The following is a 22720-nucleotide window of genomic DNA, read 5'->3' on the forward strand; positions in this document are numbered from 1 at the left end:
CAAAAAAGTTTTTTTTAAATCAAGATTATCGTAAACCAGCATGCTTTTCGTCTTATTTCAAGATCATTGACCCCTTGACAAAATATTACTTACTATGCACACATAAAAGAGAAAATTATTATCATAAAGTTTCAAGAAAGGAAACCGCATGAAAAAACTCAATTACAACGCCATTTTATTATCGCTGTGCTGCATAACCTTGCCAGCAAGCGCAAAGGTAGACTTTTCTCCGTTTGAGTATTCTGTAAATATTGATGAAATGTTTAACGAAAAACTCACGAGATTAAGGAAATCAGCCGCTTTTTTTAATCAATCGTTTTCTAACGAAACACCAGAAAACCCAATTCCGGCCGATGTATCATTTATGATTATCGACATAAAATATACTGACGATCAGCAAGTTAAAATTTTGGAATATGGCGATGGCTGCGTCTCTGGCTTTAAAGTACTTGACCACACAATTGGCATAGGAAAAGTATGGGAAGATTTTTGGCATTATCTCAAAAAATTTAAACTCCCGATGTGGTATGCTGGCTATTACTATGGTAGAACGCCCTACATCGGCGCTCAAACTTTACAAAGATACAATGGCCAAATGGTCCCATCACTCAATCAATTAAAAGGCAATATTTTTTTCAAAGCACAAGCACGACACCGCATTAATCCTGAAGATCTTCAAAACATTCATAATTATCGAGGAATTATTGCGACCAGAGAACGCAGCACAAAAGTTATTGAAAAATTTAAAAAAACTTATCCACAGTTTCTCGTAATTAATACTGCCGCAAAAAATTTCGTCTTAAATAAAAAAGCAACTGACGATTTATTTGATGAGCCACAACTTGCTGCTTATCGACCAAAACGCGTTATCTATCCAAAAAATTACACCCCTGAATTGGCCAATAAGATTATTAATGAAATAGGGAGTAAATATTATGTCATTAAACCTATAAACTCAGGAAAAGGTAATGGCATTTTAATCATCAAAGCACGCGACCTTGATGCAACTTTAAAATTAATTTTAGATGACTATAAGCCAAGCGCCGTCAGTGAAACCTATTCCTACAATCCGTATGTTCCTTTGACCACTGGCTACTGGCGACATGACCGTAATCCAAATTTCCTGGTTGAAGAATATGTTTCTTCAAAAAATATTACCGTTAACAAAAAACCTTATGATGCAACTATGCGCATTATTTTTACGCAGCATTATCATGAAGGCAAAATTTATACCAAATTTATTAATGCTTATTGGAAACGCCCTATCAAAGCACTCAACGAAAGCGGAACTTTTAGAGAAAAACATATTTCCAAACATGCACCAAATCATTTCGAATCACTCGGGCTGGAAGTTAATGCAAACGATTTACGCGAAATTTATGATATTCTACAACCAGCACTGCCTCAAATTTATTGGAAGATGCTGACGCGATATTATAACCCACAAGAAGAAAACAACGAAGAAGCCATAAGCTAAAAAAATCTTATTCGGAAAATCCTAAAAAGAGGGGATAAGTACTGCATTTCTGCAGTACTTATCCCCTCTTTTTAGAAAAATTAGCAATTATCTTGATCACACAACGTTCTATTTTTTATCATAAAACCATGGGGATAATAATCTTTTATTTTCTTTGAAGCGGGGATAAATCATGATAATTTCGAAGCGTTTATCAATATTTTTGCTTGTTTTTATAAGTTTTATAAATGAACTTTTTGGTGGAAATATTCATGATATAAAAGACACTTGGGCGTTGCTCAAACCTGAGCATCGCATGGCGCTCTCGCCAGCATGCGGTGCCGCTAGCATTGAATTTAAATACCTCGAAAAATTGTACCACTTTGCCGATCCCAAAGATGCCACTACTAAAGTTATCAAAACTCTTTTCAAGGCCACTCAACCAACCGGCCTTACGCCACATGACCAGGTATTGTCAATACCCGTCGTTGCTCAACTTCTTAATCTACTCGAACTTAACAAAGATAAAGATGATGTAACATTGACTGCAGCACTTACTAAAGCCATGCCTTCAGGAGCTCCTGCTTCCTCAAAAAGCACTCCGCCACCTCTTCCTCTTCGGCAAAATGCCAGCCCTCTGGATCAACTTAGCTATAGTTTAAACCTTTTAAAAGCAAAACTTGTTGCCTTAGCAACAACGCTCAACACCATGCAACAACCCCTCAACAACCCGAAAAAAAATACAAAATTTGTACAAAATCTTGTTGCATCGTTACATGAATGCCGCAAAGATGCTGACAATTCAAAATTATACAGACCATACACCACACAGCACGCGCTCCTTGCATGGATTTACCAAAAAGCTCAAACAAAAAATGATTTTGCCACTTTCTTTAAAGCACTCGATCCCAGTTTTTTTGTAAAACCAATTAATTTTGATGCAGGCTGGATTGCAAACATTTTCAAAGCCGATGAATATAATTCCTTGTATGAAGACTTTAAAAATACCTTGAATGGAAAAAACGACGCAACTATTTTTCAAACCATTGGGGTAAATAAATTCGCAGCTAACGTCTTTATTGAAACAATGCTAAAAAGAACAACTCAGGACTCAAGCCTGCTGAATATCAAAAAACATTGAACGTCTCATTATGGAATAAATTTCATGATAGTAAAAACATGATTATTCCATTGCTTCTTGATATTTACTCACGCTACTCTGACGATTCTAACCTCACTGCCCCTACTCCAACCGAAAATAATGAATTTCCTTTCTTTTATTTCTGTTTTTTATCAAATCTATTTAGAAACCATAACAAAGTACCGATCATAAAAAAAATTTTAGATTTTGATCCAATACCAAAAAAAATTATCTCTTTGTTCTGCAGGTTGATTGATGCATTACCATTGCAAGAAGACGAAACCAATGAAGAACTTGTATACCAAGCAGCTATCGCATACCTGCTAAGCGAATACGATTGCTCTAAGCTTGCACACGAGCAATTAGTCAAAGACACTATAAAAAATCTGGTAAAAAAAACATTAAGTAAAAATCATGAAAAGAATAAGGCTGCTGTATTGTCTATACTTATAAAGCCATTAATAGCACTAAATCTACAAGACGAAATAACAAGCATTATAGATTTTGCAGAAAAATGCGGTAATGATAATGATCAAAAGAAAAAAAAGCTTGGCCTTGGATTACTTATGTCGTTCGCTCAAAATGACAACAACCTTGAAAAGATAACACTGTTGATCATAAATATCCTTAAAGATCACAAAAAATTGAACCAAAAATTATTCGAGCTAACATTAGGAAGTATTTATCTATTAACAGAAAAGAACAAAGCTTTGCCAATTGCTTCACTAAACCAAGCTTTCTCAATAATTTCAAAAATATATTTTGAGACCGAAGATACAGATATAGAAACATCGTGCTCAGGAACGTTAATAATGTTATTTGAGCAAAAAATAGGAGTACAAGAAGCAACTGATGTCGCAATGAAGATCATAAAAAATCACGCTTCAGAAACGGACATTGCCATTGAAAGAGCAGTTTTTCTTCTCGTACTGCTCTTTTCAGAAGGCCACGCACTAACCGAGGCCGAGGAAGCAATCAATATACTTGGAGATCAGCATCCAGAAAGTATAAGACTTCGCCAAATGATTGACAAATATAATCAACCAATCGAAGATCTTAAAACTTTGGGGCTACCAGCAAATACTCCAAAAGGTGATCCTAGTATTAAAAAAGCGTATCGTACATTGGCTATGCGATGGCACCCTGATAAAATCCAGGAAATGAAATAGAAGCTAACACAAAATTTAAAGCAATTTCTGAAGCCTATCAAAGACTCACTAAAGAAGAATCAGCAACAAATTAATAAGCAAAGAGTGCCTGCAGATTTTTGCAGGCACTCTTTGCTCTAATCAATTACAAAAATACATCACCATTAATCAAGTCAATCATTTTTTTATACAAACGCAGCATAAAAATATCAAATTGCGCTTTAACAGCGGCAAAATCTTCATCGCTGACCATGGCAGGAATCGTACCTTTTGATTTGCATCGCTGCGTTAAACTACCAAACCCACGATCAAGCGACTTGGTAGGAATTTTCCAAAAAGCATCCAGATACGTAATATGCGTTTGGCCACGATCATAATGCAACGTGAATACTAAACGCATAGTTGGATCAAAATCAGCACCATCAATCGTCATGGTATTTGATGGACAATATTCTTCAACCAAAAAATGATACTTGCCCGTCGTATGCCAATAATTAAAAAGCTCACGATCGTTACTATATATTTTTTGATTTTTTGGTTCTTGCAAACTGTTTTTATCAAGCATGCACTGCAAAACCGTATCCAAATCTTGTTGGTCGGCCATGATTATACCGCGGCCTTTAAAATCATTCAGCGGCTTAATAACATAGCGCTCACATTGCAATGCTTCATGAATTTTTTGTGCCAAATCTGTAGAATATTCTTTGGTACATAAAACAAATTTTGGCTTGTAAGGCGCAAACTCTTTATCTAAAAATAAAATATTAGTTAAATATTTACTATTCACAAAAGGCGCTACAGCAGCTCCTAAAACTAATAAATCTTCATTATTATTTTTGAACGCTAAAATATGCGAACCAGAAGCATCTATATGCCGAAACATTAACAAACCAGCATGATCTGACAAAACAGCAGAATGTTTTCTTCTTCGCAAATTTCTAAAAGCAGGAACATTTGCAAGATCAGCAGTTCTTCCCATCGTCTTACCGCCCAATGCTAACAATTGAGCATTACGAATTTCCTGACGGTCTTCAGCACTAAATATGCCGGGACCAATATAATAAGGTGGTAGGTTAAATTGCTTAAAATAATTCCAAAAAAGCTGCCACATCGCTCCCTTGCCATGCATTGCATCATGACCTTTGTAGCGAGAACGCATCCCCTCGCCAAATTCACAAATTTTTACCTTGCCATCTTTCAATCTTAAATCAGCAATCAGCCACGAGATATCAGACTTTATATCAACTCGATAAGCTGCAAACTTGCTCTGCAATTTAGCAAGCAAACCACTTTGTAGTGACGGCTCAATATCCGCAGAAACCGACCCCGCCAACACAATAATACCGACTAAAAAACTCGTTGTTTTTCTCATGACCTTGTTCTCCTTTTTTTTAGAAAACTAACTACACTTCTGCAGCCAGTTATAGCACAAAAAAATCATCATGTAAGAACGCAAAATATTTCTTGATCATCAGCGTAAAAGGCGTTACGCTCCTGAACTATGCACTACTATTTAAACCTTTTAGGAGAGAGGAAAACATATGAAGGCGCGCATCATAATATTAAGTCTTTTTTTATTGACAGCTTCACACAATGTCTTTGGCATCACCATTGATCTTGCGCAAAAAACTACACAAAAACCCTACCAAGCAACATGCTTTTTACTCAAAGAAAATTTTACTAAAGATGCGGCTCTTTTAGCAGCAGAAGAAAGTTTGCAATTACAAGCGTTGCTTGGCAGCGACCTTGGAACATTGCTCAATTCGTTAGAATTTAAAGGTGCTGCTGGCACTATTCATTGCATCCCAGCACCCGTCAATAATGCTCTTCATTATTTTATTTTTGCCGGCACCGGCGTTGACGAGCAAAATGAACAAAGCATGGAAAACATGCGACGCGCTACCGGAAAAATTGTTAACGAACTCAAAACAAAAAAGATTCCTAACGCCATTCTGCACATGCCAGAAGATGCCTCAGCAGAACTTACAAAACAAGTAACAATAGCAGCACTCTTAACTGATTATCAATACAGCGATTTCAAAAGCGATTACAAACATATTGACCATGTACTCACACTCGTACAAGAAAACGCTGGCGATGAAACAGCCACCGCCGTGTGGCAAGGCACCGTTATTGGCGACATGACCAACACCATTCGTCGCTGGTCAGATGGCCCACCAAACATTGTAACGCCAAATTTTTTGGCAGAACAAGCAAAAAAACTTTCTGCTGAGCATGACTGCATTTGCACTGTCTTTGATCGCGCACAAGCGGAAGAACTCGGCCTCAATGGTTTTGTTGCTGTTGGCAAAGGATCAGCATCAGAAGAACGTTTTATTATTGTTGAATATCACACACCAGATCCTGATGCACCAACTATTGCATTGGTCGGCAAAGGCGTGGTATTTGATACCGGCGGCGTTAATTTAAAAACTGAAGCCGGCATGATTGGCATGAAATACGACATGTGCGGTGCTGCTGCAGTGCTGGGCACCGTTTTTACGATTGCCCAACTCAAACCAAATATTAACGTTATCGCTATCGCACCAGCAGTAGAAAATAAAACGGGCTGCCAAGCATATCGCCCACAAGATATCATCACATTTTTTAACGGCAAGCACGGCGAAATTTTAAATACCGATGCCGAAGGCCGCGTAATCTTGGCTGACGCGTTAAGTTATGCAGAAAAAATTTACAAGCCAGATGCCATTATCGACGTTGCCACGTTGACCGGCGCCTGCGTCATGGCTCTCGGCCATTATTTTTCAGGCATGATGAGCCGCAACCAAGATTTGAAAGATCAACTGTTTAACGCCGCAAAAAACTCTGGCGAACGACTTTGGGAACTACCAATGTGCGATGATTTCAAAAAAAGTTTAGAATCACCCTACGCTGATTTTGCACATTTGGCAGGATCTGCTACCGGCGCTGGTGCTATTACCGCCGCCCACTTTTTAGAAAACTTTGTTGAAAATACGCCGTGGGCGCATCTTGACATTGCTGGAACCTCGAATAAAGTTGAAAATGTCAGCTACTTAAACAGCAAATTGGCAACCGGTGTTGGCGTTCGTTTGTTAACTGATCTTGTTTTAAATTATCAAAAATAACTCAAAAGGAGCCCATATATGAAAAATAAGTTGTTCAAAAAATTACTTACGGTAGGCTTATGTTGTACAGTGTTTTCAAGTTGCAGTAACAAAAACATTGAACAGTCAACGACAACAACATCAAAATTAACTGAGCAGGAAACAAAGGCTCAGGCAACAACAAAGGGAAGCCCCGTGGTAACATTAGATTCAGGATTAAAGTACGAAATCATAACAGCTGCACCCGACAACGCTGCAAAGCCAACCAAAGGCCAAGAAGTGGTTGTTCATTACACCGGCTGGTTAGACAATAACGGCCAAAAAGGCACTAAGTTTGATAGCAGCGTTGATCGCGGCCAAGAATTTAGATTTGTCGTTGGTATCGGCCAAGTTATTCAAGGCTGGGATCAAACACTTCTTGATATGAAGGTTGGCGAAAAACGCCTTGTTTCAATTCCTGCACATTTGGCTTATGGGACTCGTGGTGCTGGCAATGTAATCCCACCAAATGCAACCTTACTTTTTGAAGTAGAATTGCGCAAAATAGCTTAAAACGCTTATTCGTAGATTTTAAAAAGGGCCATACGGTTTTTCCGTATAGCCCTTTTAGCTTTATTTTAGCCAAAATGCGCCAAATTTAACGCCTTGCGTTAATCAACAAATATGTTATAATTACAATATGAAAAATAAAAATTGGTGTTTTGACCACCTTGCTTTGTCAAAAAAAATTGCGGGGGACCTCCACGGGGTTTTCTCTCTTTGTTGCGCGTATATGTATGCCTCATATAGCTATCGTTTTTATACAAACGCTGGGGATTCTTTGCACGCACTCATAGTTACTTAATTTAGATTTAAAATTTTGAGACGTACTCCCCAGCCTAAAAAGCTGGGGATTTTTTTTGTTCTTTTTTTATTACTACTTTTATCCAAGGACCAATTATGAAAATTCAAAAAATGTTACTGTTAACAACCGGCACTCTCATGCTGGTCGGCGCTCTTTTTGCATTCAAACATCTACGCAAACAACCAACACATCAATTTACCGTTGGCATTTTGCAAACAGCTTCCCACCCAGCTCTTGATGCGGTACGAGAAGGCTTTAAAAAACAAGCTCTGGCAAAACTGGGCGATGTTGGTTTTATTGAACAAAATGCACAAGGCTCAACCAGCAACGCGCACATGATTGCACAAAGCTTCAATCAAAATCAATCGATCGATCTAGTACTCGCTATTGCCACACCAGCAGCACAAGCAATGGCTTCCCTCAATTCATCAAAGCCAATCGTTTTTGCCGCGGTTACTGACCCAACGGCAGCAGGACTTACGGGGCAAAATATCTGTGGCGCAACCGATAGTATCAACGTTGCTCAGCAATGCGCATTGATTCGTGAGCTCACACCAAACGCAAAAACCGTCGCGTTACTTTTCAACAAGGGCGAAGTTAATGCAACCAGCATGGTAGCACAGATGGAACCAGAACTTAAAAAATTAGGTCTCACCACAATCCAATGCTGCGTTACCAACGAATCAGAAATACCAGCCGCTGTTGCCTCAGCATGTGGCAAGGCAGAGGTTATTCTTGCGCCAATTGATAACACAGTTGCCAGCACAATCGATTTTATAGCGCCAATGGCACGATCAAGACAAATCCCACTCTTTGTCAGCGATAATTTATTGGTACAACGCGGAGCACTTGCTGCACGGGGTGTTGACTACTTTACCAGTGGCATGACCGCTGCCGACCTTGCTCGCCACATTTTAATTGAACATCAAAAGCCATCAGCTTTGAAAACGATTACACCAGAATGCAACACGGTTTTTGTAAACAAAGATACGGCACACGCCTGTGAGCTCACGGTACCACAAAACTTTGGCGACGATGTACAAGTGCGCACGGTTTATGATGAATAAAAATATTGTTAACAGATTACTGAGATTGAAAACCAATGAATGAATTTGCTTTATTAATAACAAGTATTGAATGCGGTCTTATTTTTTCGTTGCCGATACTCGGCATGTTTTTAAGTTCGCGCGTACTTAAAGTTGATGACATGACGCTTGAAGGAAGCTTTGGACTTGGTGGGGCATTAACCGCTCTGCTGTTAAGTCAAGGGCTCAGTCCGTTACTTGCCATGCCATTAGCAATGCTTGCTGCCGGTGCGGCCGGATTTATCACCGCACTGATGCACACAACCTTGCAACTGAATGTTTTGATGAGCGGCATTATTGTGACCACCGGCCTTTTTTCCATTAACCTCATATTGGCGGGTGCCAATATTTCACTTGCATCACATCAAACTATTTTTAAGCTTTGCAGTTTTATGACTGACTACAAATTATTATTTTTAGCGCTCTTCGCGTTTGCTTGCGTGATACTTGTCAGATGGCTGCTCACAACGCAAGTTGGTTTTTTGTTACAAGCAACCGGACACAACCCACGCGTTGTGCAAGCATTTGCCAAAAGCCCAACGTCTTTTTTAACACTTGGTCTCGTACTCGCTAACATGTTGGCAGGTCTTGCCGGCTCACTGTTGGTGCAATACGTTGGGTTCTTTTCAATCTGGTCAAGCGTCGGTACAATTATTATAACGTTGGCGGGACTCATGCTGGCAGAAATGCTCAGCACGCGTGTTAACGCCGCGCTCATTGCTGGCGCCATCATGTACCAACTTGTTATTGCGCTCACTTTTGAGCTGCAGCTGAATCCCAACTGGAACAAGCTTATTACCGCACTGTTCATTATCGCACTGTTGGCTGGGAAAAAAATAGTGACGGAAAAGGACTAACATGATTTCATTAAAAAATATCAGTAAAAAACACGGCCACAAAACAACTCTTGTCAACGTTAACACCACGATAGAACAAGGCGATTTTATTGTAATTGTGGGGCCCAATGGCGCCGGCAAAACAACGTTGTTCGATTTGATTGCCGGCACACAAGTATCAACGGCCGGTAGAATCACGCTTGATAATAAAGACATTACTACCACCAACGAACATGTTCGCGCACACTGGATGGGCCGCCTGTTGCAAAATCCCGAACATAACACGGTTGACACCATGACCGTCGCCCAAAACCTTGCGCTGGCATTATTTGCAAAAAAATCAGCATCACTTGCTGATGCACTTAAAATTGTTACGCCAGCAGTCATTGACGATATTCAAAAAAATTATGGCATCGATCTTAAGCCATTATTACAAACGCCCATGAAATCACTTTCTGGTGGACAGCGCCAATTGATTGCTTTTATAATGGCAACAATTACCAACCCTCGCCTCCTGCTTTTGGACGAACCAACTGCAGCGCTTGATCCGCAAGCAGCCACCACGCTCTTATCATGCGCGTATCGTTTTATGCAACAGCACCACATGACCGCGCTGTTGATTACACACGATCCTCAGATTGCGTTAACGCTCGGTAATAAATTATGGTTGGTAAAAGATGGTACCGTTACGGTATTTGATGAACAAACCAAGAAAGCACTGAAGCCGCAAGATTTGATTGGCAGCATTGATTATGCAAACATCGTTACGTAAAAAAAGACTTATAGTTAAAACAAAAAAAGCCTCTATTTTGTAGAGGCTTTTTTTATGATAGTTCAGTTTTATTTTTTCATTAACAAGTCATACGCTTCACTAATTTCTTTAAAGCGCGCTTCTGCTTCTTTATTTCCTGGATTTTTGTCAGGATGGAATTGACGCGCCAATCGACGATAAGTTTTCTTAATTTCATCGTCAGAAGCATCCTCTGGCAAGCCTAATACTTCAAGGTTTTTGCGCCGCTCTCCGGCTGGATCAGGAAAATTCCACTGATTATAACTATTCCCATAGCTATGCTGGTTATAGCTATTGTTATTTTTATCTTCCTCGATAATTTTGCCAAGCTCGACAAAGTCCTGGCCACAACCATAGATATGTGCCAACGCTGCAAGAATAAACAAGATTGGTTTTTGTGATGCTTTATCTGCTGCAAAAAATTCAGTACCACAACGCGTGAGCGATCGTAAACCTCTCGCTACTTCTCTTATCGCCATTGCTTGACCAGTCTTTATTTCGTGGTTATCACCTTCACTTGCTGGCACCATTCCCAAGAGGGTTTCTATTAGAATCAAAGCATAAACAAGCTTAGAAACCTGAGGCTGCGCTTGTGGATCAATCACCTGTGCCGGATCATCAAGCGATGCCGCATCCGCTTCTAGCTCATGCTTATTCATCACTGAATAAAGAGCGTCAGCCATTTCATACAAATCGTAAGCGGCCCAAGGATAGGTATAAAGACACCGATCAGTTTTGCCGTTGTTGTACAAATCGAGCAATCCATTCAATAAAGAAAGCCCACTAGGTTCTGTTGACTTTTCAAAAATGTGATTTGAGTGCATGATAACACCAACAAAAAAAACGAGTTTATTAAAAACTCAAAAAGGCGTTATCATGCAAAGAGAGTATATCACAAATGAAGCGTGGCGGAAAATATATCAGTTTCTTAAAAAGAAAAAGGTATTTATGTTAGAAATGAAGGTCTTTGTAAAGAGGTTCATAGTGGGTGTGTATTGGATTTTAAAAACAGGCGCTCAATGGCGAGAACTGCCTGACCGTTATGGCAACTGGAATAGCGTATTCAAGCGATTTGATGTGTGGAGTAAAAGAAAATTTTGAAAAATTGTTAACATTTTGTGCTGACGACCCGACCTTGAATACGTCATGATTGATGCCACAATAGTAAGATCGCATCCTTGCGCAGCGGGTTATGGCAAACAAAGAGAAGGCTTGGGAAGAAGTAAAGGTGGTTTTACCAAAAATTCATGCGACAGTGGATGCCTTTTTTTCTCTAAAATCAAACACTTCAGACATGTCTTTTCTCGCTTTGACAAAAAGGCCCAGAATTACTTATCGTTCGTTTCTTTTGTTGGAGCAATTTTATGGTTACGATGAAAAGTCAACAGAACCTAGCAACTACTTTATTTTTTACAGCTGCATCAGAATTATTCTGTGCACGATGGTACTGTGCTGCCATAAAAAATGGCACACGCAACAACAACGCATATACTTGTGCTGCGCGAGCTGGTGTTAACGACTTAACTTCTCGATATGTTTGACGTCTTGTGCCTGCAGCATGCATAGCTCCGCAAAAAAACAAACTAACAACAAGCGTCACTAATGATAATTTTTTAATACTATGCAAGCCAACCACGATGCTACTTTCGATAAAAAGCCTTTATCCTCAACAAAAAACGTATATTGAAGGATATCAAAAAAGACTTTTACGTCAAACGCAGCTCAGATATTTGCCAACTCAACCGATTAACTAACCACCGCTAGCGGCTCCCTTTGACGACACATGCAAAACATCTTTAAGTTCAGGATTTATGAGTACTTTATCCAAAACATAAATAATCCCATTCACGACTTCTACCGTGTAAATTGGCTTAGGAATATTTTGACGCCATAAGTTTCTTTTACTCAACGTACTTAAATAGCGCTTAGGACCTTCTTTCAAAGCACGCTTAGAAATGGCATCTGGCACAATGTGATAATGAACAAATTTTGAAAGCAAACCTTTCTTAACGGCATCCGGCGTTCTTAACAACGCAAGCCTACCAAACCGAATCAGAGCATCGTCGGTTGGCAAGAAGACGGTGTATTTCCCATTGTTGGCACCAAGTAAATTATTTTTGCCCAACTTGGTATCGAGCAATAACTCATCAAACAACGCATACATTTGTTTAAAATTTCCAGATCGTTCAAGAAAACCCATAATCGTTAATTCGCGATCCGGATTCGGTTCTGCAAATAAGGGATTCACATCGCGAGCATCGCGCGGTGCTGCAGAAAGATCTGCAAAAATAAAAAATAGTAAGAATACATATCGCTTCATAGTACTTGTCCTTTTTTTGAGTTTTGTACAAACATTACTCAATTACGTCAAGACTTTAAGCACCTAGTTTTCGCGTAAAATAATCTTGTAAACGCTTAATGCCTTCACTCACTACTTCAGGATCACGCGCAAAACATAACCGAACAAACGGCTTAGCGGTAGCACCAAAATCACTACCAGGCGCCATCGCTACTTTTGCTTCGTGCAAAACATCCATAACAAAATCTAAACTATCTTCATCGTGAGTTTTAAACAATAAATAAAAACCACCCATCGGTTTAACGTAAGAAATTACACCCTGTTCTTGCAAGTGATCAAAAAATGCGCAAGCAATGTCCCTGCTTTGTTGAATTTTGTCAACAGCAAGCGGCATAATATCGTTTTTATGCTCAAGGCCATATAACGCAGCGTACTGACCAATAACATTTGGACAGTTAAAAGCAGCACCCTGCACCATCGAAATACCTTTGATTAAATGAGCCGGCGCAACCAGATACCCAATCCGCCAACCACTCATGCCCAAACCTTTTGAAAAAGAACCAACACGCATCAGGCGTTCGGATTTTAGAATAAATGGCATACTTGAATGAAACGTGATATCAAAAACAAAATCATCGTACACTTCATCAACAACCAAATAAATCTTATGATCTTCTGCAATTTTTATCAGGTGGCAAAGCTCTTCACGCGACAAAACACTGCCACAGGGATTTGATGGATTTGACAACATAATCATTTTAGTACGATCTGTAATCGCACGTTCAATCGCCGTGCTATCAAACACCCACTGCAACTTGTCGTCAACTTGTTTCATCGTTAAGGCAGGAACTACAACAGGTACAGCTTTGCAAAATTTTACAATACTTTCGTAAACAGGATACGAAGGCTCAAGCAAAATAACTTCATCGCCTGTTTTTAACAGTGTCAGGCCCAAACATGACAATGCACCTGAACCACCATGCGAGATCATAACATTATCAACGCTTAACGGAATGTCATGCTCACGCGCTAAAACCTCCGCTAATTTTTCGCGCAGCGGCAAAATGCCCAACGCATTCTGATAATAATCGGCTTTATCCGTTTGCAAAATTTCCTGAACATATTGTTTAATTGCAGGATTTACGCCACCACTCACACGCAACGCCCCTTGAGCAAAAGATATATAGCCTTCATTGTTACGCACCACCGTTTCTATGTTCTTTAAAAATGGCATGCTCAACTCAAGCATATCTGCACTCTGGGCAGAAACTGTCTCAATCCCGACAACAATCAACAACAACAAAAAGAAATATCGCTTCATAGTACTCATCCTTTTTTTTGAGTGCTTATAAAGAACTGCTCATCATGTGAAGGCTTTGAGAAATGTTTTTACGTATAAAATAATCTTGCAAACGCTTAATTCCTTCAATCACTATTTCAGGATCTCGCGCAAAACAAAAACGAATAAACGATTTTGCATTTGGCCCAAAATCGCAACCTGGTGCCATCGCTATTTTTACTTCTTGCAAAATATTCATAACTAATTCAAAACTGTCTTCATGTTGTGTTTTAAAAAACAGATAAAAGCCGGCCGTAGGCTTGGCATAAGAAATAAGACCCTGCTCGGAAAGACGATCGAAAAAAGTACACAAAAAATCGCGACTTTTTTTTACTTGATCAAAAGAATGTGAAACAATATCATTTTTATGCTCAAGCCCATAAAGAGCTGCGGCCAATAACACTCGGACAATTAAACGCACAACTTTGCAACGTTGAAATAGCTTTAATTAAGCGAAATGGCGCAACAAGAAAACCAACCCGCCAACCACTCATGCCAAGACTTTTTGAAAAAGAACCAACACGCAAAATACGGTCAGATTGTGGTACTAATGGCGTACTTGAGTAAAATGATCCTTCAAAAACAAAATCATCATACACTTCATCAACCACCAAATAAATATTATGCAGCTCTGCTATTCTACGCAGTTGTTCAAGCTCTTCGCGGGACAAAACGGTCCCACACGGATTTGATGGATTTGAAAGCATAATCATTTTGGTATGAGACGTAATAGCGCGTTCAATAACCGCAACATCAAGCACCCACTGATTCTGTCCCTGTATTTTTTTCATTTCAAATGCTGGCACAAACACCGGCACCGCTTTTGAAAATTTTATAATACTTTCATAAACGGGATACGATGGTTCAAGTAAAATAACTTCATCGCCTGCTTGCAAAAGTGTCAATGCCAGGCTTGTCAGCGCACCGCTACCACCATGCGTTACCATCACATTATCTATACTGATAGGACTTTTATGTTCACTTGCTAGCATTTCAGCAATTTTTTTGCGCAACGGCAAAATGCCTAACGCATCTTGATAATAATCAGCTTTGTCCGTTTGTAAAATTTGCTGTGCATATTCTTTTATGGAAGAATCAATCCCACCACGCAAACGCAAAGCGCCTTGCGCAAAAGACAAATAACCTTCATTATTCCGCACAACCGATTCAATTCTTTTCAATTCAGGCATACTTAACTCAATCATATGGCTCCTTTAAACACGCTACAGCTCAGAATGAGCAAAATGGTGAATGCAACCACGAGATAATTAAAATAGTCATCAATAATTCTTTTAATTGCAACGCCCCACAGACGAATTGCACCAGCAACTAAAAAGAATCGCGCCCCTCGTGCCAAGATGGAATACACCACAAAAGGTATAAATGGCAACTTACAAAAACCAGCAGAAATAGTTACGGCCTTGTAAGGAATTGGAGTAAAGCCGGCGATAAAGACCGCCCACGATTCATACAAAGCATACTGTGCAACAACATGATTAAACGTTTCTTCAGAAATAATCCATGAAACAAGTGGAAACCCAACACTCAACCACAACGTTGAACCGATAATATAACCACCTATGCCGCCCAGTACCGACGCAATAGTCGCTATTGTTGCATAAAAAAATGATCGCTTACGATTTTGCACACAAAAAAGGATGAGCAGGGGATCTACTGGTATAAAAAAAAATGAAGCTTCAATAAAAAAGAGGGCGAAAAGCCAGGCAACCGCATAAGGCTTCTCAACTTTTCTACCCATCCAATCATAGATATCTCTAATGAACTTCATTATTACCTCTTCCCTTTGGTTACGGACATGATTTTAGCGAACTATCCTTTGAGCTTTTGATCAAGATATTCTTGTAAACGATCAATAGCTATACGCTCTTGTTGCAGCGTATCACGATCCCGTGCTGTAACTTTACCATCTTCAAGACTCTCAAAGTCAAAGGTAAAGCAAACGGGCGTTCCAATCTCATCTTGACGGCGATAACGTTTTCCAATGGAACCCGATTCATCAAGTTGTATGCGATAGCCTTTTTTCTTTAAATCAATATAAATTTGACTGGCCTGCTCTTTTAGTTTGTTGGTTAACGGCATAACAGCTGCTACCACAGGAGCAATCGCGGGATGAAAGCGTAACACAGTACGCACTTCGCCGTCAACTTCATCTTCATGATACGCATCAAAAAGTAAGGTTAAGAAAAGACGATCAACTCCAACAGAACATTCAACAACATGCGGAATATACGATGCTTTTGTTTCTTCATCAAAAACCGCTAGCTCTTTGCCAGAAAATTGTGAATGCCGAGAAAGATCAAAGTTAGTGCGGTTTGCAATACCTTCAAGCTCTTTCCAGCCAAAAGGGAAATTGTACTCAACATCGGTACAACATTTAGAATAATGTGAAAGCTCGTCAGCTGCATGCGGACGTAGACGAATTTTGTCTTTGTTAAGACCAATTTGCTCATAAAAAGCTTTACGACGTTCAAGCCATAATTCAAAGAATCCATCAGCTTGCTCGCCCTTGCAGAAAAATTCAATTTCCATTTGCTCAAATTCGCGCATGCGGAACAAAAATTGCTTAGGCGTAATTTCGTTACGAAATGCCTTACCAACTTGCGCAATCCCAAAAGGAATTTTAACACGATTGCTCGTGTACACATTTTTAAAATTGATAAAAATTGCTTGTGCTGTTTCGGGACGCAAATACGCTTTGCTTGCCGCTACCGCACCAAGATTTGTTTCAAACATTAATTGAAACTGTCTTACGTCTGTCCAGTTTTTAACGCCACAAGAAGGACATGGACGTGTGATATCAAAACCATCTTCATCTGACCGAAAACGCTTTTTACAGTTTAAACAGTCCACCATCGGATCACTAAAATTTTCAAGATGACCAGACGCTTGCCATACCGCTTCAGGACCCAAAATGGAACCGTCAAGTAATAAGACCTCTTCAGGCCAGCTAGTCATATTTTTAAGCCATGCCGCTTTGATGTTTTGTTTAAGCTGGACGCCCAAAGGCCCAAAATCATAAACACCGTTCAAGCCAGAATAGATTTCCGCAGCTTGAAAGACAAAGCCTCTTCGTTTACACAAGGCGGTGATTTTATCAAGTGTTACCGGTGCGCTCGACATAAAAAATATCCTTCTTAAAATCGATAGTATTGACGTAAGTTTTCAGATAAACAAAGGTACCGTTATTTCAATTGTCTGGCAAGTTCATAAAAAAAAGCCGGGTTGTTACCCGGCTTTTTTAAAAATCATATGATGACGATAGACAGAATTTATCGAGCATTATTACCAGCGTTACCAGCCCGATTTGCAACCGGTGGTACAACTCCTGGCAACATATAAGGTCTTGAAGCTAGTTCATTCCCAAAACCAAATCGATTGTCAGCTGCCTCATTACGCCAACGAGCAGCCCCTTGGGCTACACGAGCTCGCTCCGCAGCCTTTTCAGCCTGCGCGTTGAAAGCTGAAGCAATACTCATACGACGATCATTAACCGTCTTATACAGCAACTCAATAGCCTTTTTCAAGTCGACACACGCATTGACTTCTGCATCATCTTTAGCTTTGTGCAATGCCTTTTTTACCAATGTTAACGCATTCATCAGGTCATCAGCCTGGCGACCAGCAACATTTTGTGCCGTTCTCATGGCATTTTCTTCCCCACCAAAACGCAACTGCGCTTCAATCACAATTCTATCTTTTTGAGTAAACAAAAAACCTGCAATGTTATCATTGGAAATTTCTTTTGCTACCTGGGCAAACAACTTGTAGGCACTTTCATACAAACCAAGAGTCGTGCGTCTGTACAACACATTATCAATAGCAGAAAAAATCGGCCAACACATTAAACCTGGCGAATACGGCGCAGCGGCAACACTAAGCTCAGTTGCTTTGTTGACCAATGCATTATCAATCAAAACACTCAATGATACTTCTTGATTAGCCAAAGCATCCCAAAATGCCCAGAGACCTTTAACGCCAAACAAGGTCACAACACCAGCCGCAAAAGCCGCCAATGGCTTACCAGCAACCGTCATATCAACAGGCACTTGGTTAGCAAGATTATCTATCGTAAAAACACTTTCAAAATTAAGCTTACGTTCAGCTGACGGCATCATAACGCCATCAACCTCAACAACTTGTGCGGTTGCCGAAACCGAAGTATGAATTGAAAGCATTGTTACCATCAATAGAGCTAAAAACAATTTTGTATTTTTCATGGAAAATCCCCCCATAATTATAACTAACTAACCAATCAATATCTTATGATTCTATAAACCCAAAATAAGCCATCCATTCACGAACATTTCTGTGCAAGCTTGCCTGCACCATTGATAAAAAAAACAGTCCAGGATTAGTCCTAACTCTATGGACAAGTTCTTGATGTGTCGCACTAAATTCTTGTTGCGACGGGTAATCTGGCATTATTTCTCCAGCTCCACCTTGCCCATCTATCAGAATCTCTGGATGAACAAAATGAAATTCTCCTGCCTGAACAGAACAATTCAAACCGAGCATTATCATTAACATTATTAAAAAGAATCTTGTTTGCTTCACGAAACCCCCCCATTATCAAACATCTAACAAATAACCTAAACCATTTTAAGCTACCAAAGGCTTATAAAAAAGGCCTTGGGATATAGTTAGATTACCCCATTTTAAGAGGGCTGTAAAAGGCCCCAAAATGAGCGTTTTTGAGGCTAGAATGGGCTTTTTAATACGCTATGATAACGAAACGCCTAGAACGGCTGGCAATGTTTTCTATTTGAATTTTCAAGCGCACAAAATAAGCGATCGTGGCTACTTGAGCGGGCATAATCAAGCGGCGTCTTGCCATACTTGTCTGCCACCTGCCCAGAAGCACCTAACGAGCATAAATGCGCAACAATAGCAGTATGCTGGCGCAATGAGCGCTCGTACTGCCGACCATAAGCTCGCATTTGCGCTCGATAACGCACATGCGACCAGTAGCGACGCGGTTTAAAACGCAATGTATCTTTCCCCGCAGCATAATGCAACGGTGTTGCACCATCAATATCACAATGACTCAAAGAAGCACCTTGCTTAATCAAAGCATCAACCACACACAAAGCGCCCGATGCCGCGGCGTAATGCAATGGTGTTTTACCATCTTTATCTTTGCTATTTGCCGACCCACCCGCCTTGAGTAATAAATCAACAACTTTATCATAGTCATGAGGAATCGCATAATACCCAACTACAGCCCCCGCAGCATAGTGCAAGGGTGCACGGCCAAACATATCCAAAAAATCAGCCCGTGCACCATGAGCCAATAAATGCGCAACCAAAAGATCCTGCCCATGCATGGCGGCATAATGCAAAGGCGTACGCCCTTTTAAATCAGCGATTTCTATTGAAGATTGTTTACATAAACGGTCCATGATAGCGGCGTACTGCATCTGCTCCACCCAGGCCCCACGGCCTTTGCCTGCAGCACAATGCAACGGCGTATAGCCTTTGCAATCTTGTTGATCTGCACAAGCTCCATACGCACACAAAACATCAACCCCTGCCGTAAAACCCAACGAAGCAGCATAATGCAACGGAGTACGCCCATGAGCATCAGCTTCATGGACATCAGCCCCTTTTTTCAGTAGTGATGCCAACATAGAACTATTTTTAGCATAAATTGCTTTATGTAAAAGACTCCAACGCGAAACACTATCGTTAGCGACGAGCAAGGCCCCGCCGGTACCATTTCGATTAAAAATGTTGTAAGCAGCAAAAAACGAAGCCCCAAATCCCAATAACATAGCAAAACTACTGCCAAGTAGTATCATCTTATTTTTCATCTTCATTCCCCCCGAATTAGATTATTACTGAGCTGATTATACTTTTTTTGAAAAACAATACGCAAGACTTCTTGCAAAGATGCACAAGTATGGCAGCAGGCCAAGCTGCTACATTTACTCGTTCATAAAAAGGTGCTAAAATAAGCCTAATCTCGCATTAAGAACGGTTAGATTTTTAACTTAACGAATGAGGCATAGAATATGAATTCCTCTCAAATTCGCAAAAAGTTTTTCGACTTTTTTCAAAAACACAAGCACACAGTCGTTGCAAGTTCCTCCCTCATTCCGGCCGAAGATCCTACGCTCCTTTTTACTAATGCGGGCATGAATCAGTTTAAAGATGTTTTTTTAGGCAAAGAAAAACGCTCCTACAAACGTGCAACAAGTATCCAAAAATGCGTACGCGCCGGTGGTAAACACAACGACCTTGATCAAGTTGGTTTTACCACACGCCATCTCACGTTTTTTGAAATGATGGGTAACTTTTCATTTGGCGACTATTTTAAAAAAGATGCCATGACGTTTGCGTGGGAGTTTTTAACCGTTGAAATGAAACTACCTAAAAAAGATCTTTATGTTTCTGTTTATGAAAAAGATGACGAATCATACAACATTTGGCATCAAGAACTTAATATTCCAGCAGATCATTTGGTCAAACTTGGCATGAAAGACAACTTTTGGGCAATGGGCGATACCGGACCATGCGGCCCCTGCACCGAAATTTATTTAGATCGCGGTGCTAACGAAGGCTGTGGCTCTGCCGACTGCCGACCAAGCTGCGATTGCGCACGCTTCATTGAAATTTGGAATCTGGTATTTATGCAATACAACCGCCAAGAAGATGGCAGCTTTCAAGAACTTGCGCAAACCGGCGTTGATACCGGCATGGGCCTTGAACGTTTGTGCATGGTAACACAAGGCGTGAACAGTGTTTTTGAAACCGATCAATTTGCAACATTAACCGCCAGCATTGAAAAGAGAACCGGTGTTTCATACAAAAACAGTTCAGAAAAAATGCGTGCCAACTTTCACGTGATTGCCGACCACATTCGCTCATCATCGCTTTTAATTGCCGACGGTTGCGCGCCATCCAACGAAGGCCGTGGTTATGTGTTGCGTAAAATTATCCGTCGTGCAGCACTGTTTGCTCAAAAAATTTCTGATGATAAAAAATTATTCTCCAATTTGGCGCTCGACTTTATTGCCAGCATGAGCGACATTTATCCAGAATTGAAAAAAAATGAAAAGCTCATTTGCGCAGCTCTGGACAGCGAAATTGAACGTTTCGCACAAAACTTAATCAACGGCCAAGGCATTTTGCAAAGATATATTGAGCTCAACAAACAAGAAGGCGTTAAGGTAATTTCAGGCGACCAAGCTTTTAAATTGTACGATACCTACGGCTTTCCGCCAGAGCTCACGATGCTGATCTGCCAAGAAGATGGCTTTACCGTCGACTTTGAAAACTTTGAAAAAGAGATGGCCAAACAAAAAGAACTTTCTGGCAAAAAAATGAAATCAGCAGGTTCTGAAACCATCTCGCTTGAAAACATGCCAACAAAATTTGTTGGGTACGAAGTTCTTGAAAATGAAAGTACCATCCAATTTGTCAGCGCAGCCGACGATCATATCTGGTTGAGCACACAAGAATCACCATTTTACGTTGAATGCGGCGGTCAAGTTAACGACCACGGCCGCATCATCATCAACAAGCAAACATTTAAAGTTGTCGATCTTAAAAAAAGTGGCGAAACATTCAACCCCGCCATTTTAGTTAAAATTCCTGCAACTACGATTGACGGCGAGCCAGCAAAACAAATCAACGTTGGTGACAAAGCGCATTCAATTGTTGAAGCAGCTGTTCGTCAAAGAACGGTCAAAAACCACACCGCTACGCACATGTTGCAAGCAGCTTTGCAAACTGTTTTGGGTGGGCACGTTAAACAAGCAGGCTCTGTCGTTAACGACCAATATTTGCGTTTTGACTATGCGCATCATCAAGCGATGACCAAACTTGAAATCAAGCAAGTTGAAGATATCGTGAATGAAAAAATCCAAGCTGATATCAAAACAAACATTATGTGGACGTCGCTCAAAGATGCACAAAGCAGAGGCGTGATTTCATTTTTTGGTGAAAAATACAATCCAGAAAAAGTGCGTATTGTTGAAATTCCTGGCTTTTCTGCTGAGTTGTGCGGCGGTACACGCAAGCTCAACCGGCATTATCGGCTGCTTTAAAATTGTGAGCGATACCGCACTGGCAACCGGCACTCGCCGTATTGTTGCCGTGACCGGCCCTGTCGCACTTGAAACGTTTCAAGAAAATTTTGACGTTATCAAAAGCTTAAGCGAATTGTTTAAAGTTAAACAAGAGCAGGTTTATGATGCCGTTCAAAAACAACAAGCAACGTTGCAAGCAGCACAAACGCAGATCAAACAGCTCAAAAAGCAAATGTACAAAGCGTTTGTACCAAACTGGCAGAAAGATATTGAACTTGTTGGCAACGTACCATTTTTGTACCTTGAATTGGACGATGCATCAGCTGACGATATGAAAAATATCTGCCAAGACTTAAGTAAAGAAAAACCAGGCTTTTACTTGTTGCTTTCAAAAGCTCCTGGCCGCTTTACCTTCTTTGGGTTTGTCAGCAAAGAAAGCCCAGCTGCAGTTGATCTTAAAAAGTTTGCAGCATTTTTGCAAACAACGTTTAATCTCAAAGGCGGCGGTAATGAAACCTTCTTGCAAGGTGGCGGTACCGATGTGCCAAAAGAATTAAAACAACAAGTCAGCAACTGGCTTGAACAGCAATAATTAGTATTAGTTTCAAGAAGAAGAAAGCCCCGCGTTTTGAATGCGGGGCTTTC

General features: G+C 40.3%; 23 protein-coding genes. 11 read left to right on the top strand and 12 right to left on the bottom strand.

Annotated elements, in window-relative coordinates; translation table 11 throughout:
• Nucleotides 1-148: 148 nt before the first annotated feature.
• From IPF37_01595 to IPF37_01605, 3 genes are all read left to right on the top strand, one after another.
• On the top strand, nt 149-1477 hold the full coding sequence (locus IPF37_01595; protein QQR49520.1) for a hypothetical protein: 1329 nt from the start codon (nt 149-151) through the stop codon (nt 1475-1477).
• Nucleotides 1478-1649: 172 nt separating this feature from the next.
• Nucleotides 1650-2597 (top strand): hypothetical protein, encoded by a 948-nt coding sequence (locus IPF37_01600; GenBank protein ID QQR49521.1) that lies wholly within the window; start codon nt 1650-1652, stop codon nt 2595-2597.
• Nucleotides 2598-2635: 38 nt separating this feature from the next.
• The gene (locus tag IPF37_01605) at nt 2636-3766 is read left to right on the top strand and encodes a J domain-containing protein (protein ID QQR49522.1); all 1131 of its coding nucleotides are present in this window, start codon (nt 2636-2638) and stop codon (nt 3764-3766) included.
• Between the two features lie 124 nt (nt 3767-3890).
• On the opposite strand, the gene IPF37_01610 is transcribed toward IPF37_01605, so the two are convergent.
• Nucleotides 3891-5117 (bottom strand): hypothetical protein, encoded by a 1227-nt coding sequence (locus tag IPF37_01610; GenBank protein QQR49523.1) that lies wholly within the window; start codon nt 5115-5117, stop codon nt 3891-3893.
• Nucleotides 5118-5286: 169 nt separating this feature from the next.
• Between IPF37_01610 and IPF37_01615 the strand changes: the two genes are divergently transcribed.
• The 5 genes from IPF37_01615 to IPF37_01635 all read left to right on the top strand — a co-directional run bounded on the left by IPF37_01615 (nt 5287) and on the right by IPF37_01635 (nt 10368).
• The gene (locus tag IPF37_01615; protein QQR49524.1) at nt 5287-6852 is read left to right on the top strand and encodes a leucyl aminopeptidase; all 1566 of its coding nucleotides are present in this window, start codon (nt 5287-5289) and stop codon (nt 6850-6852) included.
• An 18-nt stretch (nt 6853-6870) separates the two neighbouring features.
• Nucleotides 6871-7383, top strand: a complete 513-nt coding sequence (locus IPF37_01620) for an FKBP-type peptidyl-prolyl cis-trans isomerase (protein ID QQR49525.1) — start codon at nt 6871-6873, stop codon at nt 7381-7383.
• A gap of 387 nt (nt 7384-7770) precedes the next feature.
• Entirely contained in the window at nt 7771-8742 is a 972-nt protein-coding gene (locus IPF37_01625) for an ABC transporter substrate-binding protein (protein QQR49526.1), read from the top strand.
• A 35-nt stretch (nt 8743-8777) separates the two neighbouring features.
• Entirely contained in the window at nt 8778-9617 is an 840-nt protein-coding gene (locus IPF37_01630; protein ID QQR49527.1) for an ABC transporter permease, read from the top strand.
• Between the two features lies 1 nt (nt 9618).
• Nucleotides 9619-10368, top strand: a complete 750-nt coding sequence (locus IPF37_01635; GenBank protein QQR49528.1) for an ATP-binding cassette domain-containing protein — start codon at nt 9619-9621, stop codon at nt 10366-10368.
• Nucleotides 10369-10436: 68 nt separating this feature from the next.
• Here the strand turns inward: IPF37_01635 and IPF37_01640 are convergent, their stop codons facing one another.
• Nucleotides 10437-10865: a DnaJ domain-containing protein gene (locus tag IPF37_01640; GenBank protein ID QQR49837.1), complete on the bottom strand. Its 429-nt coding sequence runs from the start codon at nt 10863-10865 to the stop codon at nt 10437-10439.
• A gap of 397 nt (nt 10866-11262) precedes the next feature.
• Here IPF37_01640 and IPF37_01645 point away from each other — a divergent pair, with 397 nt between their 5' ends.
• Nucleotides 11263-11487, top strand: a complete 225-nt coding sequence (locus IPF37_01645; GenBank protein ID QQR49529.1) for a transposase — start codon at nt 11263-11265, stop codon at nt 11485-11487.
• A 280-nt stretch (nt 11488-11767) separates the two neighbouring features.
• Here IPF37_01645 and IPF37_01650 read toward each other — a convergent pair whose 3' ends face one another.
• The 10 genes from IPF37_01650 to IPF37_01695 form a co-directional block, all read right to left on the bottom strand.
• Nucleotides 11768-12022 carry a hypothetical protein gene (locus IPF37_01650; GenBank protein ID QQR49530.1) on the bottom strand — a complete coding sequence of 85 codons (255 nt, stop codon included), beginning with the start codon at nt 12020-12022 and terminating at the stop codon, nt 11768-11770.
• 114 nt (nt 12023-12136) lie between these two features.
• On the bottom strand, nt 12137-12706 hold the full coding sequence (locus IPF37_01655) for a fasciclin domain-containing protein (GenBank protein QQR49531.1): 570 nt from the start codon (nt 12704-12706) through the stop codon (nt 12137-12139).
• Nucleotides 12707-12761: 55 nt separating this feature from the next.
• The gene (locus IPF37_01660) at nt 12762-14006 is read right to left on the bottom strand and encodes a pyridoxal phosphate-dependent aminotransferase (protein QQR49532.1); all 1245 of its coding nucleotides are present in this window, start codon (nt 14004-14006) and stop codon (nt 12762-12764) included.
• Nucleotides 14007-14031: 25 nt separating this feature from the next.
• Nucleotides 14032-14445, bottom strand: a complete 414-nt coding sequence (locus tag IPF37_01665) for an aminotransferase class I/II-fold pyridoxal phosphate-dependent enzyme (protein ID QQR49533.1) — start codon at nt 14443-14445, stop codon at nt 14032-14034.
• Complete coding sequence (locus IPF37_01670; protein ID QQR49534.1) at nt 14396-15229, bottom strand: aminotransferase class I/II-fold pyridoxal phosphate-dependent enzyme; 834 nt, start codon at nt 15227-15229, stop codon at nt 14396-14398. Before IPF37_01670 ends, IPF37_01665 begins: the two co-directional genes overlap by 50 nt.
• The gene (locus IPF37_01675) at nt 15226-15813 is read right to left on the bottom strand and encodes a DedA family protein (GenBank protein ID QQR49535.1); all 588 of its coding nucleotides are present in this window, start codon (nt 15811-15813) and stop codon (nt 15226-15228) included. The genes IPF37_01670 and IPF37_01675 overlap by 4 nt, the downstream gene beginning before the upstream one ends.
• Nucleotides 15814-15854: 41 nt before the next feature.
• On the bottom strand, nt 15855-17165 hold the full coding sequence (locus tag IPF37_01680; GenBank protein QQR49536.1) for a glycine--tRNA ligase: 1311 nt from the start codon (nt 17163-17165) through the stop codon (nt 15855-15857).
• A gap of 149 nt (nt 17166-17314) precedes the next feature.
• Nucleotides 17315-18262: a hypothetical protein gene (locus tag IPF37_01685; GenBank protein QQR49537.1), complete on the bottom strand. Its 948-nt coding sequence runs from the start codon at nt 18260-18262 to the stop codon at nt 17315-17317.
• Between the two features lie 43 nt (nt 18263-18305).
• Nucleotides 18306-18599 carry a hypothetical protein gene (locus IPF37_01690; GenBank protein QQR49538.1) on the bottom strand — a complete coding sequence of 98 codons (294 nt, stop codon included), beginning with the start codon at nt 18597-18599 and terminating at the stop codon, nt 18306-18308.
• 182 nt (nt 18600-18781) lie between these two features.
• Nucleotides 18782-19855 carry an ankyrin repeat domain-containing protein gene (locus IPF37_01695; protein QQR49539.1) on the bottom strand — a complete coding sequence of 358 codons (1074 nt, stop codon included), beginning with the start codon at nt 19853-19855 and terminating at the stop codon, nt 18782-18784.
• Between the two features lie 201 nt (nt 19856-20056).
• Here IPF37_01695 and alaS point away from each other — a divergent pair, with 201 nt between their 5' ends.
• Complete coding sequence (gene alaS, locus IPF37_01700; GenBank protein ID QQR49540.1) at nt 20057-22093, top strand: alanine--tRNA ligase; 2037 nt, start codon at nt 20057-20059, stop codon at nt 22091-22093.
• Entirely contained in the window at nt 22020-22667 is a 648-nt protein-coding gene (locus IPF37_01705) for a hypothetical protein (protein QQR49838.1), read from the top strand. Before alaS ends, IPF37_01705 begins: the two co-directional genes overlap by 74 nt.
• Nucleotides 22668-22720: the final 53 nt, after the last annotated feature.

This window comes from bacterium, from assembly GCA_016699045.1.
Classification (GTDB): Bacteria; Babelota; Babeliae; order Babelales; family RVW-14; genus AaIE-18.

Coding starts and splice junctions, on each gene's coding strand:
- IPF37_01595 (QQR49520.1), top strand. CDS start 149: ATGAAAAAACTCAATTACAACGCCATTTTATTATCGCTGTGCTGCATA.
- IPF37_01600 (QQR49521.1), top strand. CDS start 1,650: ATGATAATTTCGAAGCGTTTATCAATATTTTTGCTTGTTTTTATAAGT.
- IPF37_01605 (QQR49522.1), top strand. CDS start 2,636: ATGATTATTCCATTGCTTCTTGATATTTACTCACGCTACTCTGACGAT.
- IPF37_01610 (QQR49523.1), bottom strand. CDS start 5,117: ATGAGAAAAACAACGAGTTTTTTAGTCGGTATTATTGTGTTGGCGGGG.
- IPF37_01615 (QQR49524.1), top strand. CDS start 5,287: ATGAAGGCGCGCATCATAATATTAAGTCTTTTTTTATTGACAGCTTCA.
- IPF37_01620 (QQR49525.1), top strand. CDS start 6,871: ATGAAAAATAAGTTGTTCAAAAAATTACTTACGGTAGGCTTATGTTGT.
- IPF37_01625 (QQR49526.1), top strand. CDS start 7,771: ATGAAAATTCAAAAAATGTTACTGTTAACAACCGGCACTCTCATGCTG.
- IPF37_01630 (QQR49527.1), top strand. CDS start 8,778: ATGAATGAATTTGCTTTATTAATAACAAGTATTGAATGCGGTCTTATT.
- IPF37_01635 (QQR49528.1), top strand. CDS start 9,619: ATGATTTCATTAAAAAATATCAGTAAAAAACACGGCCACAAAACAACT.
- IPF37_01640 (QQR49837.1), bottom strand. CDS start 10,865: ATGGCGATAAGAGAAGTAGCGAGAGGTTTACGATCGCTCACGCGTTGT.
- IPF37_01645 (QQR49529.1), top strand. CDS start 11,263: ATGCAAAGAGAGTATATCACAAATGAAGCGTGGCGGAAAATATATCAG.
- IPF37_01655 (QQR49531.1), bottom strand. CDS start 12,706: ATGAAGCGATATGTATTCTTACTATTTTTTATTTTTGCAGATCTTTCT.
- IPF37_01660 (QQR49532.1), bottom strand. CDS start 14,006: ATGAAGCGATATTTCTTTTTGTTGTTGTTGATTGTTGTCGGGATTGAG.
- IPF37_01670 (QQR49534.1), bottom strand. CDS start 15,229: ATGATTGAGTTAAGTATGCCTGAATTGAAAAGAATTGAATCGGTTGTG.
- IPF37_01675 (QQR49535.1), bottom strand. CDS start 15,813: ATGAAGTTCATTAGAGATATCTATGATTGGATGGGTAGAAAAGTTGAG.
- IPF37_01680 (QQR49536.1), bottom strand. CDS start 17,165: ATGTCGAGCGCACCGGTAACACTTGATAAAATCACCGCCTTGTGTAAA.
- IPF37_01685 (QQR49537.1), bottom strand. CDS start 18,262: ATGAAAAATACAAAATTGTTTTTAGCTCTATTGATGGTAACAATGCTT.
- IPF37_01695 (QQR49539.1), bottom strand. CDS start 19,855: ATGAAAAATAAGATGATACTACTTGGCAGTAGTTTTGCTATGTTATTG.
- alaS (QQR49540.1), top strand. CDS start 20,057: ATGAATTCCTCTCAAATTCGCAAAAAGTTTTTCGACTTTTTTCAAAAA.